The organism is Microcoleus sp. w1-18aA5 (assembly GCF_036701705.1).
Classification (GTDB): Bacteria; Cyanobacteriota; Cyanobacteriia; order Cyanobacteriales; family Microcoleaceae; genus Microcoleus.
On sequence record NZ_JAUPTE010000028.1, the window covers coordinates 57,112 to 71,024 of the forward strand.

At 43.5% G+C, this 13,913-nt stretch carries 17 protein-coding genes; 12 read left to right on the top strand and 5 right to left on the bottom strand.

Going from position 1 to position 13,913, the window contains the following annotated elements:
• The first annotated feature begins 400 nt into the window (after positions 1-400).
• From Q5691_RS12720 to Q5691_RS12765, 10 genes are all read left to right on the top strand, one after another.
• Positions 401-1,651 (top strand): phospholipase D family protein, encoded by a 1,251-nt coding sequence (locus tag Q5691_RS12720; RefSeq protein WP_333345079.1) that lies wholly within the window; start codon positions 401-403, stop codon positions 1,649-1,651.
• 373 nt (positions 1,652-2,024) lie between these two features.
• Entirely contained in the window at positions 2,025-2,462 is a 438-nt protein-coding gene (locus Q5691_RS12725) for a CdiA C-terminal domain-containing protein (RefSeq protein ID WP_333345081.1), read from the top strand.
• An 11-nt stretch (positions 2,463-2,473) separates the two neighbouring features.
• Positions 2,474-2,857, top strand: coding sequence for a hypothetical protein (locus Q5691_RS12730; protein ID WP_333345083.1), 384 nt, complete (start codon positions 2,474-2,476; stop codon positions 2,855-2,857).
• Positions 2,858-2,912: 55 nt separating this feature from the next.
• Positions 2,913-3,452 (top strand): Uma2 family endonuclease, encoded by a 540-nt coding sequence (locus Q5691_RS12735; RefSeq protein ID WP_333345097.1) that lies wholly within the window; start codon positions 2,913-2,915, stop codon positions 3,450-3,452.
• Between the two features lie 195 nt (positions 3,453-3,647).
• Complete coding sequence (locus tag Q5691_RS12740) at positions 3,648-4,829, top strand: GTPase (protein WP_333345085.1); 1,182 nt, start codon at positions 3,648-3,650, stop codon at positions 4,827-4,829.
• 140 nt (positions 4,830-4,969) lie between these two features.
• A complete protein-coding gene (locus tag Q5691_RS12745) occupies positions 4,970-5,515 on the top strand; it encodes a Uma2 family endonuclease (RefSeq protein ID WP_333345087.1) in 546 nt (181 codons plus the stop codon).
• Positions 5,516-5,759: 244 nt separating this feature from the next.
• Complete coding sequence (locus Q5691_RS12750; RefSeq protein WP_333054544.1) at positions 5,760-6,077, top strand: 2Fe-2S iron-sulfur cluster-binding protein; 318 nt, start codon at positions 5,760-5,762, stop codon at positions 6,075-6,077.
• Between the two features lie 57 nt (positions 6,078-6,134).
• On the top strand, positions 6,135-6,326 hold the full coding sequence (locus Q5691_RS12755) for a hypothetical protein (protein WP_190738159.1): 192 nt from the start codon (positions 6,135-6,137) through the stop codon (positions 6,324-6,326).
• Positions 6,323-7,405, top strand: a complete 1,083-nt coding sequence (locus Q5691_RS12760) for a DUF3326 domain-containing protein (RefSeq protein ID WP_333216955.1) — start codon at positions 6,323-6,325, stop codon at positions 7,403-7,405. Before Q5691_RS12755 ends, Q5691_RS12760 begins: the two co-directional genes overlap by 4 nt.
• A gap of 31 nt (positions 7,406-7,436) precedes the next feature.
• The gene (locus tag Q5691_RS12765) at positions 7,437-8,030 is read left to right on the top strand and encodes a CPBP family intramembrane glutamic endopeptidase (RefSeq protein WP_333216953.1); all 594 of its coding nucleotides are present in this window, start codon (positions 7,437-7,439) and stop codon (positions 8,028-8,030) included.
• Positions 8,031-8,201: 171 nt separating this feature from the next.
• On the opposite strand, the gene Q5691_RS12770 is transcribed toward Q5691_RS12765, so the two are convergent.
• The 5 genes from Q5691_RS12770 to radA form a co-directional block, all read right to left on the bottom strand.
• Positions 8,202-8,606, bottom strand: a complete 405-nt coding sequence (locus Q5691_RS12770; protein ID WP_333216951.1) for a TIGR02588 family protein — start codon at positions 8,604-8,606, stop codon at positions 8,202-8,204.
• The gene (locus Q5691_RS12775; RefSeq protein ID WP_333216949.1) at positions 8,603-9,457 is read right to left on the bottom strand and encodes a TIGR02587 family membrane protein; all 855 of its coding nucleotides are present in this window, start codon (positions 9,455-9,457) and stop codon (positions 8,603-8,605) included. The genes Q5691_RS12770 and Q5691_RS12775 overlap by 4 nt, the downstream gene beginning before the upstream one ends.
• Positions 9,458-9,779: 322 nt before the next feature.
• Positions 9,780-10,004 (bottom strand): hypothetical protein, encoded by a 225-nt coding sequence (locus Q5691_RS12780; protein WP_333345089.1) that lies wholly within the window; start codon positions 10,002-10,004, stop codon positions 9,780-9,782.
• Positions 10,005-10,090: 86 nt separating this feature from the next.
• Positions 10,091-10,321, bottom strand: coding sequence for a DUF2281 domain-containing protein (locus Q5691_RS12785; RefSeq protein WP_333345091.1), 231 nt, complete (start codon positions 10,319-10,321; stop codon positions 10,091-10,093).
• A 45-nt stretch (positions 10,322-10,366) separates the two neighbouring features.
• Positions 10,367-11,923, bottom strand: coding sequence for a DNA repair protein RadA (gene radA, locus Q5691_RS12790; RefSeq protein ID WP_333345093.1), 1,557 nt, complete (start codon positions 11,921-11,923; stop codon positions 10,367-10,369).
• Positions 11,924-12,086: 163 nt separating this feature from the next.
• Here radA and rpaB point away from each other — a divergent pair, with 163 nt between their 5' ends.
• Both rpaB and Q5691_RS12800 read left to right on the top strand, forming a co-directional pair.
• Complete coding sequence (gene rpaB, locus Q5691_RS12795) at positions 12,087-12,818, top strand: response regulator transcription factor RpaB (protein ID WP_071587789.1); 732 nt, start codon at positions 12,087-12,089, stop codon at positions 12,816-12,818.
• Between the two features lie 111 nt (positions 12,819-12,929).
• Positions 12,930-13,571, top strand: coding sequence for a cofactor assembly of complex C subunit B (locus Q5691_RS12800; RefSeq protein WP_333217002.1), 642 nt, complete (start codon positions 12,930-12,932; stop codon positions 13,569-13,571).
• The last annotated feature ends 342 nt before the right edge of the window (positions 13,572-13,913 follow it).

Here is a 13,913-nt window from a genome sequence, read left to right on the forward strand (position 1 = left end):
GGGGCGGTGCCCCCGTGCCCGCCCGAAAGATCGGGGCAACCACGGGGGGATTGCCCCTACAGGAATTACTCGCCACAAACATTCAAAAAATTGGTACAAGCTCAACAGCAACAGTTATAATTTCTCCATGCGTTTCCCTCTCTATCCCTTGTTAAGCCCATGAGTAACCTTTCAAACATCCCAGGCGATCGCGGGAATTACAGGCTAAGTCCGCTCAGTCTGCGGTTATGCGTTTGGTGGGTTCCCGCCGTCGGAGTCGAAGTAGGCTTTGATTGAGTTGGTTGATTATGTTTTTAGTCAACTTTATTAGGTGCGATCGCGCAGTTTTAGGGAAGATAATCAAATTGTGGTTTACATTTTACCTAAAAAGTTTTATGTCAATTAGTTGAAGGAATTTACAATGAATTATCAGTTTTTGTGCGACTACCAAGAAAACTTAGAAAATAAAATCAAGTTTTTCTTAGATGATTTCCAACAATTTTCTTGGGATAAAATTTATATTTTTTCTGCTTTTGTTAGTGAGTATGGGGTGGAAAAAGTAAAAGAAATTATTTCACACGAGTCTTTAAATGAAAATACGGAAGTTGTGGTTGCTATAGGCAAAAAAACTTATGATATTAATAAGCCTATTGATATACAAAAAATTTTAGATTTCGTCAAAGAGCAAAATCAAAATAAATTTAAGACTCAACCAATTAGTTTCATATGCCCTAAAAATGATGGATTTCATATCAAAGCCTATTGTTTTTTAGGTCGTAACAAGAAAGGTTCTCAGACTCAGATAGGTTATTCGATCATAGGTTCATCTAATCTAACCAAATTTGGTTTTAAAGGTAAGGGAGAATTATGTATTAGCATCGACAACTTAGAATTAACACAAAAATTGATTGATTGTTTATCAGATAAATATATTATTAATAATCGATCTTATCATTGGGATCAAGAAATTGAGAGATATAAAATACAACATAAAGAATGTCAGGATAAGAAATATAAGGATAAACAGTCTCGTCAAGATCAAGATGAAGATCCCGAAATTCCCGTTAAAGAAAACTCTACGCCTGTAAATCAATCTGAACCGAGACCTGGTAAATTCATTAAACTAGGTGTCCTGACTGATAGTGTTCTTCTTGCCAAGGCAACTAATCTAGTTAATGATAGGGAGAAGATAGATTGGTTTCACTCGTCACCCACAACTCTAGAGGAAGCGAAAGCGGATTTTCCCGAAGGTTCTTTATGTCTCTTATCTTCAACAGAAAACAAGATATTCAGGATTGTTGAAATCATGCCTTACCTTTCCCATCAAGAAAACACAGAAGGATGTTTTGTAAGATATAAAGAAAATGTAACTTATGAGTCTGATGATATTTGTGAAATCCTTGAGAAAGAAGAGTATAAAGAGATAAAAATAGCTGAGGAAGAGTATGAGGAATATAGAGAAAGGAATCAAGACCCTAAATTAGAGTATGCAACTCTAAATAAGTTTGAAAACGAAGTTAAGAAAATGCTCGACGATCCGAATTATAAAAAAGGGATAGAAAAAGGTAAGAAGAAGATGCAGAAGATGCAATCAGAAATTGAGAGAATATCAAAAATTGATAATATCAGCTTAATAAAGAAAGAGCTAGAATTACTCCGTCAATCCATTTAATGTGCCATCATTGTATTCTGAGTACCAACTTTATTTTACAATGGTTATGGAATAAAGTTATCGTCTTTACCGGTCATACTATTAATAGTATGCTTCTTGCAAAAGTGCCATTAATTGTCAGAAAATCAAAGAGAATTTATTGTTTCAGAGTTTATACTTATCTTAAGTCTTTGCTAAAAGTTTAAGTAACTTCTTTGCTGGTAATCCCGTAAGATGGCAAATTGAAGGAACTAGAGATAGTGTTAATATTAAGGTAATAGTAGAACCTGATGGGAGAGGAATCATTGTATTGACTAAGTGAGAAACCCGGTTCTTTTTCTCAAGTGACTTGGCTCATAATGTGCGATGGCATCCAAATTTTAAATAACCAAAAATGGTGAATAACGGGACTAACCAAACCCCTAAGCAAAATTCGGCTAATTGTGGCAGTATTGATGAATCAGAAAGAGCTTTTGGTGAAACCGAAAGAGCGATTGCTGAATTTCTAGAAAGAGAGGGAAAAAATGTTAAAGCCTTGGTAGAACAAACCGATGGAGGTAGAAATCCCGATGCTGAGGTAGATGGAAAACGCACTGAATTCAAAAGTCTAGATGCCGGTGCTACAAGCGCGACAGTAAAAAATCAGATCAACAACTCGATTAGACGAGGGGGACAAGCTAGGGATATAATTATAGATGCTAGGGTGTCTGGGTTGATAGAGGCTGAGGCTGAACGAGGTTTGCAGAGGGCGAAAAATATTACACGCGGAAAAATTGATAGCGTCCGAATTATTGGCGATATCTATGACATCACTTTTACTGAGTTTCAATAAAGGAGGTTTTTATGTCTCGCACACTAGATATTTTTGTAGACTTTCCACAGGAAATCGAGCATTTAATCAAAGAATTAGAGTTTATATTGGCTCTTAAATTAGAGCTGGTTTCTGATGGCATAGACAACTGGTATGAGTTTCGCAACTCAACAATCACTCTTACAGTAGGAAAGCATGATTTTGAAAATGATAAAGAGCTCAACTTTGAAGAATACCCTTACAACCTATCAATCAGAGCGCTGAATATCTCGAATGAACTTGATAGAAAAAAGTGGCGAGATGAGTTTGCTAGTTATGTTCTCCACAAGTTGAAAACTACCGAAAGGTATCGTTTAATGCTGGTGGATGACTTACAAGTGAAGTTAGAGGAGTTTGCGCCATTGGTGAAGGTTTGATCGAACATCATACAGGCAAGTTCTGAAACCGATTTGTAAAAACGAGGAAATGACTATGGTCACTGCTACTGCTGTACAGGATAATTTTACTTTAGAAGAGTTCATCACCGAGCCGCCCGACAACATGGAATTTGTAGACGGCAAACTTGTGGAGAAAAATGGCATGACACTAAAGACGGGTAAAATTCAGTTGAGACTGGGGAATTCTTGGGAAGATTACAAAAATTCTAGCGGACAAGGTGGAGAGGCTTATGTCGAGGTTCCTTGCCGCACTAACCGACAAATTCGTCGCCCCGATGTCGCTTATCTCACACCCGAATTAGTTGCACAATTTGGCAATCTTGCCACTTTACCCCAAAGTTTCCCTTTAATTGCCGAAATAGTTTCACCCACCGATATCGCTGAAGATGTCTTTCTCAAAGCACAGGAATATTTAGAATCTAGCTGTCAGGAAGTCTGGTTAGTTTTTCCCGAAAGTCGTTTAATATTCGTGATGACTCAAAATCAAATATTGACATTTAGATCCGGCGATACCGCCAGCACCCAACAAATCCTGATCGGTTTTAGCATCGATGTCGATCGATTGCTAGCTTAAACTAAATTCTACAACCTTTCATGTAGCAGCACGCGACACAAAACTCTCCTCTAGCCGTTGCACCAGTTCTGAAATCAAATTGCTACAATATGTTTAAGAATCCTCAGTCCGCCTTCGCGGACTTCGTTTGTAGAGCATCGGAATTCTATTCGGTGGTATTGAATTAATATCCCACCCTTATCGGAGCAAACCGCCATGTCAGACGACTTTTCCTTAGACGAGCTTTTAAATAGAAGTTACTACGCCTTCAAAGACGCAGAAAACCAAGTGGGACAGTGCAATGTTTTAGTCATCGGCAAAACCGGCGTCGGCAAAAGTACCCTGATAAATTCCGTTTTTCGCCAACGCTTAGCAGAAACCGGAGTCGGCCGCCCCATCACTCAAGGCATTCGCCAATATACCAAACCGAATTGCCCAATTACAGTCTACGATACTCCCGGACTCGAACTCAACGCCGAACAAATTAAAATTATTCAATTAAACGTTGCTAAACTGATTGAAGACCAAAGACTCCTGCACCCAAAAGAACACATTCACGTCATTTGGTACTGCATTAATCACAACGCCAATAGAATAGAATCTGTCGAGGAAAACTGGCTAAAAGAAATGGAAGTCAAAGATGTACCAGTTCTTTTAGTGCTGACTCAGACGACATCTAAAAAGCCGGGGGAATTTTTCAAGCAACTGGAACACATGAATTTGCCAGTCAGTCAAATCATCCCTGTGATGGCTGAACCGGAAGAAATAGATGAGGATTATACAGTAAAATCTCACGGTTTAGATAAGTTGGTAGATGCAACTTTTCAACTGCTGCCGGAAGTAGCTAAAAAAGCTTTTGTTAAAGAACAAATTGCTAATATTGCGCTCAAATCCGATATGGCATTTAAGTATTTAAGTGCTTATGTTGCAGGTTCTGCTATTGTCGGTGCGACTCCTGTACCGTTTGCTGATGCGCCGATTTTGATGACGATGCAAACGGCAATGATTGCTAATATTACTGTGATTTTTGGAATGCCCTTTGATAAGGGCTTTATTTCGGCGATGCTGTCTGCTATTAGCGGCGCTGGCGGGGTTACTGCTGTCGGCAGAAGTATTGTTACTAATTTGATTAAAATGATTCCTGGTGCGGGTACAGTTGTCGGCGGTGCTATCTCCGGTGCAACCGCAGCAACTCTCACGCTTGCCCTCGGTTTGGCTTACATTGAAGTGCTTAAAGCTTACATGAAAGCTCAAGTTAATGGCGAACAACTTTCTTTGCAACAGTTAACCAAGATGTTTGTGGAAATGTACAAGGAGTATGCTAGTTCTGGGCGTAAAACTTTGAAGGATGAGCCACCGAATCAACCTAAGCCTCCCAATCAAATTAATATTGAGTAAATTGGGCATGGGGCATGGGGCATAGGGCATAGGTTATTTGTTAGTTCCAATTCCCAATTCCCAATTCCCAATTCCCAATTCCCAATTCCCAATTACCAATTGATTGCTACAATATCAGTGAATTCTGCAAAAGGGAGTAAATGGCTATGGTAATGGCTGCCGTTTTATCAGAAAATGTTTCTCTAGAAGACTTTATGGCTAATCCCCCCGACGATATGGAATGGGTGGACGGGCAAATCGCGGAGAAAAATGGCATGACAGTAAAACACAGTCGAATCCAATCTAGACTAGATCGTTCTTGGGGAAATTACAAAGATTCTAGCGGACAAGGCGGCGAAGTTTATACAGAAGTTCCTTGTCGTACAGACAGGCGAGTGCGCCGTCCTGATGTAGCTTATCTGACTGCTGAACTTGTTGCTCAATATGGCGATGTTCCTACTTTGCCTCAAAGCCCGCCGTTAATTGCTGAAATAGTTTCTCCTACTGATAGTGCGGAAGAGATTTTTCTTAAAGCACAAGAGTATTTAGATTCGGGTTGTCTGGAAGTTTGGATAGTTTTTCCAGAAAGTCGCTGGATAATGATAATGACTCAAACTCAAAAGTTAACTTTTAACCTGGGTTCTACAGTCAGCACTCAGCTAGTGCTGCCGGGTTTTAGTCTTGCGGTTGATGAGTTGTTGGCTTGAAGGCAAAAAATTAATTAGGTATAAGTGCTTTGTGGCACAGTTCGGCCGTGAGGCTTGTAATAATTTGTGAAAAAGTCATTGACAAAATGCCACTCGCTCGCCCAGCCATTTAATAAAAAAAAATATCAATAAAAAATGGAGTTGTAAAATTGCAAAAAAGCACAAACAGCGGTAAAATACTGATTGCTTTGTTTCCACATCTAGCGTAAATTCCAATTGGGGAATTAAAACCAATAATTGATATATGTCTAAGACTTACACTGTTGAATTGATCCACCAAGGCTCTACCTATACCGTAGAAGTACCCGAAGATAAACAAATTCTCCGCGCCGCCAACGCTGCCGGCATTGAGTTGCCGAGTTCTTGCAATGCGGGTGTTTGTACTACTTGCGCTGCTAAAATTATTGAGGGTCAAGTCGATCAAGTTGATGGCATGGGCGTGAGTCCCGAACTTCAGGCAGAAGGTTATGTGTTGCTGTGCGTTGCTTATCCCCGATCGAACTTGAAGATAGAAACAGAAAAAGAAGACATTGTGTACGATCGCCAATTCGGTAAATCCTAGGACTAAGCTAAAATTGACCTAAGTACCGTTAGCGGTAAAACCACTATGGATCGCCCTATGACCACCCATTTCATTTCCGCAGAAGTTGACCTCCACGAGACCGCCGAGCAACTGCACTCGGCTATTGAAATTGAACTGCAAAAGTACGGCGAACCCCTGCGGTGGGCAGTCACAGACGTGGATGTCGATCGGCAAAAGGCTGTGGTAGAAGGCTACGTGCTCGTGGAAGCATCCCCCGCAACATCGTGAACCCCCGCCCTTTGACAGTGGTTTTGATAGTCCCCACAGGCGTTGGAGCCTCGATTGGTGGGTTTGCAGGAGATGCGCTGCCGGTCGCTAGGGCGATCGCCCAAATTTCAGACACCCTGATCACTCACCCCAACGTCCTCAACGGCGCTCAACTTTATTGGCCGATACCTAACGCCCTCTACGTTGAAGGTTACGCCCTTGACAAATTTGCTGCCGGATGCTGGGGACTGCAACCGGTACATCAAAATCGCATCGGCTTAATCCTAGATTCCGCGATCGAACCAGACTTGCAGTTGCGGCACTTGCAAGCGGCTGATGCAGCGAGAGCTACATTGGGCTTGAATATAACTGATTGTGTTTTAACCGATCGCCCTCTGCAAGTAGAATTGCGTATTTCTGAATCAGGGGCATCCTGGGGGACAATCGGCAATCCCGACAGTTTATTGCGCGCAGCAGAAAAATTAATCAAACAAGCAAGAGTAGAGGCGATCGCAGTTGTAGCGAGATTTCCCGACGATGAAGGCAGCCTCGCCCTCGAAAACTACCGCCGCGGCAAAGGAGTTGACCCCCTCGCCGGCGCCGAAGCTGTGATCAGCCACCTCATCGTCAGGACGTTTAAAATCCCCTGTGCTCACGCCCCTGCGCTTTCCCCACTTCCCCTCGATCCGCACCTGTCCCCGCGATCTGCTGCTGAGGAAATCGGCTATACTTTCCTACCTTGCGTGCTTGCCGGCCTGGGCAAAGCTCCCCAATTGGTAGCGCCAGAAAGCCAGCAGCACAATCAATTATCAATTACCGCTGATCGAGTCGATGCGGTAGTGATACCCGCCACAGCCTGCGGCGGCAGTGCTATTCTGAGTTTGAGTGGGCGATCGTCCGTACAAATCATCGCTGTGGGCGACAACAAAACCCAGATGCAGGCGACTTCAGAAAAACTCGGAATCAAAGCTTTGCAGGTAAACTCATATTTAGAGGCGATCGGAGTTTTGGTCGCTTTGCGGGCCGGCATCAGTCCAGCTTCCTTGGGTGCAGAAATCTCCTCCCTGCGTTGTTTGTCTGACTCAACAAAACAAATCTAAAATCTCAAACCTCAAATCTAAAAGTGATTAAGTGGCAGAAAAACTTCCCGGAAATCCTGAAATTGAACCCTTGACGCGCACCCAAGTTTTAATAGCAATGGGCGTGACAGCAATTATGTTGCTGGCTGTTGCTAAATTGTGGTTGCTATTTGGATCGGTATCACTTTTGCCAGTCAAATTGATAGGAATGGACTTGCTCAAAGGATTTGCGATCGGACTGGCAATTACAGGTGGGAGTGCGATCGTTTATCACCTCTGGCCGGGTTATCGCCGGAGTGCAGACGTTTACTTGGAAGTAGTGCTCAAACCTTTGTTTTGGCCAGATTTGATTTGGCTGGGACTCCTGCCCGGACTTAGCGAAGAATTGCTATTTCGAGGCGTGATGCTGTCTGCTTTGGGATTGAATGTTACCGGTATAGTTTTATCGAGTTTTTGTTTCGGCATTCTGCACTTGGGAGGCATGGATCAGTGGCCTTATGCTGTTTGGGCAACTGCTGTCGGATTGCTGTTGGGTTACAGCGTTTTAGCTACTGGGAATTTGTTAGTGCCAATTACGGCTCATATCTGTACGAATTTGATTTCTAGCTGTGTTTGGAAGTGGGAAAATAATGTGGTGAAGCGGTAGGTCGATCGCTATTCCAAAGCGATTGAAATCGCGCCTGCGCGGAATATAGCAATAAATGCCAACGCGCAAGGGGGTTTTTAGATTGAACGAACCGCGAAGACGCTAAGGGCGCGAAGGAAGAGGAAGATTGCACAGAGGTGAAAAGGTTTTAACCGCCGAGTTTTATCTGTGTTAAGGCAGTTTGTAGCTGCTCGATCGCACAATCAACTCACCTTGACTGGGGTTGCGGCTGAAAATAAAAGCTCCTTCTTGAGTTTCGCCGGTTGACAAAAAATCAATTTGTTGATCGCCGGATTCTACAACTTCGCCATTTACGCGCAATTCGGCAATAATTTGCACTGATTCAGCCGTTTCGCCGCCCGTGTTTGTCACTGTAAACGGTACGTAAAATTGCCCTTGATTTTCGCGAATTGGTGTGTTCCGAGTGACAGAAATAACCGGAGGTTCCTGCTTTTTAGTCACCCAGTTGTAGATTACCAGTCCGGTGAGGGTAAAAAGGATCAAGCAGGCGATCGCAAATGTCACCCATTCAGCAGGAGTTCTTTTTTCTTGCTGTTCGTTATTACTTTCACTCATACCGCTAACCTTCCCGCCGCGCCACCAACAGCCGCGGGCAGTCCCAATACTAACGTATAGTTTAACCAAATCGACCACGGGTCGTCAAAACTGAGTTTGTGGAAGAAAAACATCATAAATGCAGAAGCAGCCAGCGACACTAAATAGGCCATGACAGTTTCGCTGAGGGGACGCTGAAAAATCCCTTGCTGCTGCTGTCGTTTTGCTTGATAAGTAAAGCCTGCTACAAATACAATACCGTAGGAAATTAGCAGCGAAGCGGCGATAATTGCTAATTGTCTAGGTGGCGAAATACCTGCTGCTAGCATGGGAATTTCGTCAGTTGGGGCGATGTTGAAAGCAATTATCATCGCGCCGATTAAAGTAGCGCCGATATCTGCTACAGTTGCATTAATGGTAGGTTCCTTTTCGCTGTCTGAGCTTTGATAGCGATCGCCGCTCAAGAAACCGTTTGCCAGGGCTACTCCCAACGCAAACGGCAGACCTTCAAAGATGATTTTCCCCAAAGTTTCTTGCAGCGGAGTCTCCGGCGTAATTTCCCTGAGCAAAAACAGGACAAAAGCCGCGCAGAAAATGCCGATAGCCATCGCTTCTACGGTATCGATTGCAGCCTCTAGCCAGCGGATGTCTTGAGTTTTGCGAAAACCTTCCGTGCGAGTCAACAAGAAAACGACGATAAAAGTAGTTGCGATCGCGATCGACATTTCCGCTGGTGTAGTATGCGAACCGATCCACCAAACCTCCATCGTATAAAGCAGGGGAATCCCGAACAAAAAGCCACCCGATGCACCTCGGATGATGTCGTTTAGTTCATTTGACCACTGATTTTTACGTCTTTTTGATTTCTTCATGTTTGATTGAAAGAAAATGCACCTCAAAAAAGGCAATCTCTAATTTGACATATTTCAAGTGTTATCGTAAATAGCATCTGCACTCAACTTTGTGCATAAGCTATTAAAAATTCCTCTCTAGAAATTCCCGTCTGAGTACAAATTGCTCTCAGTGTCCCTGATTTTATTTGCTCGTGGTTAGGCATTACTAACGGAGTCTACGTGCCATCCTGATTCTATCGCACCATGACAATATGTTCACGTTCTCTAATAATCCGAAAACCCAACAACTGAAATGTTCTGATGACTCGTCTTTTAGAAGCATCGACAGGAAACTTTGACATTAAATAGCCACCTCTGCTTCTACTAAAAAAGTCTCGATCGCGGGTGATTCGTTTTCCATTGTTTCTTTGCCAAATACTTCGATGTAGCAGCGAATAGCTGACTTGACATCAGCTAAGGCTTCTTCATAGGTGTCACCTTCACCAACTACGGCACCTTTGATACCAAGGGGATAGGCTACATAATTATCGGAATGTTTTTCAATGATGATTCTAAATTGTTTCATCTTCGCCTCTTTATTTTTCCACTAACTTAATTCACTACAGCCGCGCATAAGCATCAAAATAAAGGCATGAGTGTCCAACAACAACCTCATGACCTGTACTCCTTAAACTCTTCTAGCGGTTCGTCAAAATCATCGGACATCCAAACCATTCCTTTAGCACTTCCGGCTTGTCGATTGGGTTTAGCTTGTTTGGGAATTACTACCAATTTTACAACAGGCTGGTTATCTTGAGTAATCGCAATTTCTTCCCCTCTCTTCGCCGATTCGATGAATTCCAGAAGCTTTTTTTCTCCCTCAGAAATGTCTACTTGAAGCATAGTTCCTGCCTTTTTACTCTCAATTTCCAACATGACCATTCTAACTCAATTCAACAAATCATCTTCCTCCAAATCAACCGACTGTAACTCCATATCAGCAGACTGCAACTGAGCGGGAGTAGCCGGAATCGCCGCAATAATGGCATCGATTACTTTCGCCACCGGAATAATCTCCATTCCTAACTCTGGCACCGGTTGATTCTTAGGAATAATCGCCCTTTTGAAACCCAATTTCGCCGCCTCCCTCAGCCGCAACTCTAATTGGGAAACCGGCCGCACCTGTCCCCCTAAACCCACTTCCCCAAGCAAAACTGTGCGTGCATCAACCACCCGATCGCGAAAACTGGCCACAACGGCGATCGCAACCGCCAAATCCGCCGCCGGTTCATCCACCTTCAACCCGCCCACCGTCGCCAAAATTACATCTAATTTAGATAAAGGAATCCCCACCCTTTTCTCCAAAACAGCTAAAATTTGCTGCAATCTAGCATTGTCCACACCAGTAGTAGTGCGGCGAGGCGAACCGAAACTTGCAGGGCTGACTAGCGCCTGAATTTCCACTAAAATCGGTCGAGTTCCTTCGCAAGTAACAGTCGTCGAAGTACCGGGAGAAAATTCATCTCTATTCCCTAAAAACAACTCCGACGGATTATCTACTTCTCGCAAACCGTTGGCTACCATTTCAAAAACACCGATTTCGTGAGTCGCGCCAAAACGGTTTTTCATCGATCGCAAAAGTCGATGAGAAGCAAAGCGATCGCCCTCAAAATACAGTACAGTATCTACCAAATGTTCCAAAACCCTCGGCCCGGCCAAAGCTCCATCTTTCGTAACGTGACCGACAATAAATAAAGTAATATTTTCCCTTTTCGCAACCTGCATCAAAGCAGACGTACATTCCCGCACCTGAGCCACCGAACCCGGAGCCGATGTTAAACTAGCAAAATAAATAGTTTGGATGCTGTCAATCACCGCTACATTCGGTTTCAGCGCTTCCAACTCCCGCAAAACAACTTCTAAATCCGTCTCTGGAAGCAAATAGAAATTCTCCGCTGAATTGTCCTCGGAATCCCTTTTAGCTTCCCCGTTGCTGCCGGATTTATGCCCGCCGTTGCTTGACAAATCAACCGGATTAGCCACGCCCAAACGCTGCGATCGCAACTTCACCTGCTGGCCGGACTCCTCCGCACTCACATACAGTATCCGATCCTTGCGGGCCAACATATTCGCCACCTGCAACAGCAGCGTCGATTTGCCGATTCCCGGTTCCCCCCCAATCAACACCAGCGAGCCCGGAACAATCCCCCCTCCCAAAACTCGATCGAGTTCCCCGTAACCAGAAGGCCAGCGAGACTGAGTTTGGTCGGAAATCTGCGATAATCTGAAAGATACCCTTGGTTGACCCTTCGACTTATCAGGGGGCGAACCGCCCACTGTCTTAGTTGTCACCCCAGTTAAACCAGCCCGCGGCACACCAGCAGTAGGTTGCTCTAACTGCTCGTCAAAAGAATCCCACTTCTGACAGCTAGGACATCTGCCAAAATATTGTGGTGAATCATAGCCGCATTCCCGACAAATATATTGTATTCGAGGCTTAGGCATTGTTTTATGATAAATAGTCACCCTTAAAATTTAGAAAAGTCTGAGTTAAAGCAATTATCAAGCTTTCAGACCGATCACCGCCCATGATTCAATTTGTGTCTTCTATGATAGGGTACAAAAAAATAACATTATCTGAAATGTAACTTAAGGAGTGCTCGGTAACTTGGAAAACCATAAAGAAAAAATTCTGGTAGTCGATGACGAAGCCAGTATCCGCCGCATTCTGGAGACTCGCCTTTCCATGATTGGCTACGATGTCGTCACCGCTGCTGACGGCGAAGAAGCTCTCGAAACATTTCGCAACACCGAACCCGACTTAGTGGTTTTGGACGTGATGATGCCGAAGCTAGACGGTTATGGCGTCTGTCAGGAGTTGCGTAAAGAGTCAGACGTACCGATCATCATGCTAACTGCTTTGGGAGACGTAGCCGATCGCATCACCGGTTTAGAATTGGGTGCCGACGATTACGTCGTCAAACCTTTCTCTCCCAAAGAACTCGAAGCCCGCATCCGTTCGGTACTGCGGAGGGTTGACAAAAACGGCGCATCGGGAATTCCTAGTTCCGGAGTCATCCACGTCACCAATATTAGGATTGACACCAACAAGCGCCAAGTTTACAAAGGCGACGAACGAATTCGGCTCACTGGCATGGAATTCAGCCTGTTAGAACTGCTTGTCAGCCGTTCTGGAGAGCCTTTTTCCCGATCAGAAATTTTGCAGGAAGTGTGGGGATACACGCCAGAACGCCACGTAGACACCCGCGTAGTGGACGTTCACATCTCGCGGCTGAGGGCAAAGTTGGAAGACGACCCCAGCAATCCCGAATTAATTCTCACCGCCCGTGGCACCGGTTATCTCTTCCAGCGAATTGTCGAAATTGGAGAAGTAGGATAAAGTCACTTGGCAGTTGGCAGTTGGCAGTTGGCATTAGTTAAATTACCAACTACCAATTACCAATGACCAATGACTAAGGACTAATGACTAATGACTAATGACTAATGACTAATGACTAAATCTGATCCCAATAAAGTTTTGCGGCAATTGCCCTTAGTTGCAGGAGGGTTAGCAGGTACGCTGCTAATGGTAAATCGGTTGCTGACAGAGCAAATTACAGATTCTCAAGCTCGATCGGACGCTTTGGGAGTAATTATCAGCGCTTTGCTGATTTTAACAGGTTTGCTGTGGCAGCAGGTGCAAGCGCGATCGCCCGATTCCGTAAAACTTATCGGCGAAGAAGGTTTTGAATTTGCGCCGGATTTGCCGGATGCCGTGAAAATAGAATTAGCCTGGGCGTCGCGTTTGCTGTTGACAAATACCGCCACAAGGTCGATCGTCATTGTGTATCAGGGAAAAGTTTTATTGCGACGCGGTATTTTAGGCATCAATCCCGAAGTCAAACCAGGACCGATTTTGCAGCGAGTTCTCGACAAAAATAAACCAGTTTATTTAGTAAATCTCAATATTTATCCCGGCAAAATTGAATTTGACTATTTGCCAGAAAATACCCAAGGAGTCATCTGTCAACCTATCGGCAGCCAAGGCGTTTTAATCTTAGGTGCTAACGCGCCCCGCAGCTATACAAAACAAGATGAAAACTGGGTTGAAGGCATTGCCGACAAACTAGAAAATACCATCAATCGATTTTAGATTTTAGATTTTAGATTTTAGATTGTGGATTGTGGATTTTAGATTTTAGATTGTGGATTGTGGATTTTAGATTGTGGATTGTGGATTTTAGATTTTAGATTGTGGATTGTGGATTGTGGATTTTAGATTTTAGATTGTGGATTGTGGATTTTAGATTTTAGATTTTAGATTTTAGATTTTAGATTTTAGATTTTAGATTTTAGATTTTAGATTGTGGATTGTGGATTTTAGATTTTAGATTTTAGATTTTAGATTGTGGATTGTGGATTTTAGATTTTAGATTTTAGATTTTAGATTTTAGATTTTAGATTTTAGATTTTAGATTTTAGATTTTAGATTTTA

What these genes read in the sequence shown, in the direction of transcription:
- Q5691_RS12720 (WP_333345079.1), top strand. Translation starts at nt 401, where the DNA reads ATGAATTATCAGTTTTTGTGCGACTACCAAGAAAACTTAGAAAATAAA.
- Q5691_RS12725 (WP_333345081.1), top strand. Translation starts at nt 2,025, where the DNA reads ATGGTGAATAACGGGACTAACCAAACCCCTAAGCAAAATTCGGCTAAT.
- Q5691_RS12730 (WP_333345083.1), top strand. Translation starts at nt 2,474, where the DNA reads ATGTCTCGCACACTAGATATTTTTGTAGACTTTCCACAGGAAATCGAG.
- Q5691_RS12735 (WP_333345097.1), top strand. Translation starts at nt 2,913, where the DNA reads ATGGTCACTGCTACTGCTGTACAGGATAATTTTACTTTAGAAGAGTTC.
- Q5691_RS12740 (WP_333345085.1), top strand. Translation starts at nt 3,648, where the DNA reads ATGTCAGACGACTTTTCCTTAGACGAGCTTTTAAATAGAAGTTACTAC.
- Q5691_RS12745 (WP_333345087.1), top strand. Translation starts at nt 4,970, where the DNA reads ATGGCTATGGTAATGGCTGCCGTTTTATCAGAAAATGTTTCTCTAGAA.
- Q5691_RS12750 (WP_333054544.1), top strand. Translation starts at nt 5,760, where the DNA reads ATGTCTAAGACTTACACTGTTGAATTGATCCACCAAGGCTCTACCTAT.
- Q5691_RS12755 (WP_190738159.1), top strand. Translation starts at nt 6,135, where the DNA reads ATGACCACCCATTTCATTTCCGCAGAAGTTGACCTCCACGAGACCGCC.
- Q5691_RS12770 (WP_333216951.1), bottom strand. Translation starts at nt 8,606, where the DNA reads ATGAGTGAAAGTAATAACGAACAGCAAGAAAAAAGAACTCCTGCTGAA.
- Q5691_RS12775 (WP_333216949.1), bottom strand. Translation starts at nt 9,457, where the DNA reads ATGAAGAAATCAAAAAGACGTAAAAATCAGTGGTCAAATGAACTAAAC.
- Q5691_RS12780 (WP_333345089.1), bottom strand. Translation starts at nt 10,004, where the DNA reads ATGAAACAATTTAGAATCATCATTGAAAAACATTCCGATAATTATGTA.
- Q5691_RS12785 (WP_333345091.1), bottom strand. Translation starts at nt 10,321, where the DNA reads ATGCTTCAAGTAGACATTTCTGAGGGAGAAAAAAAGCTTCTGGAATTC.
- radA (WP_333345093.1), bottom strand. Translation starts at nt 11,923, where the DNA reads ATGCCTAAGCCTCGAATACAATATATTTGTCGGGAATGCGGCTATGAT.
- Q5691_RS12800 (WP_333217002.1), top strand. Translation starts at nt 12,930, where the DNA reads ATGACTAAATCTGATCCCAATAAAGTTTTGCGGCAATTGCCCTTAGTT.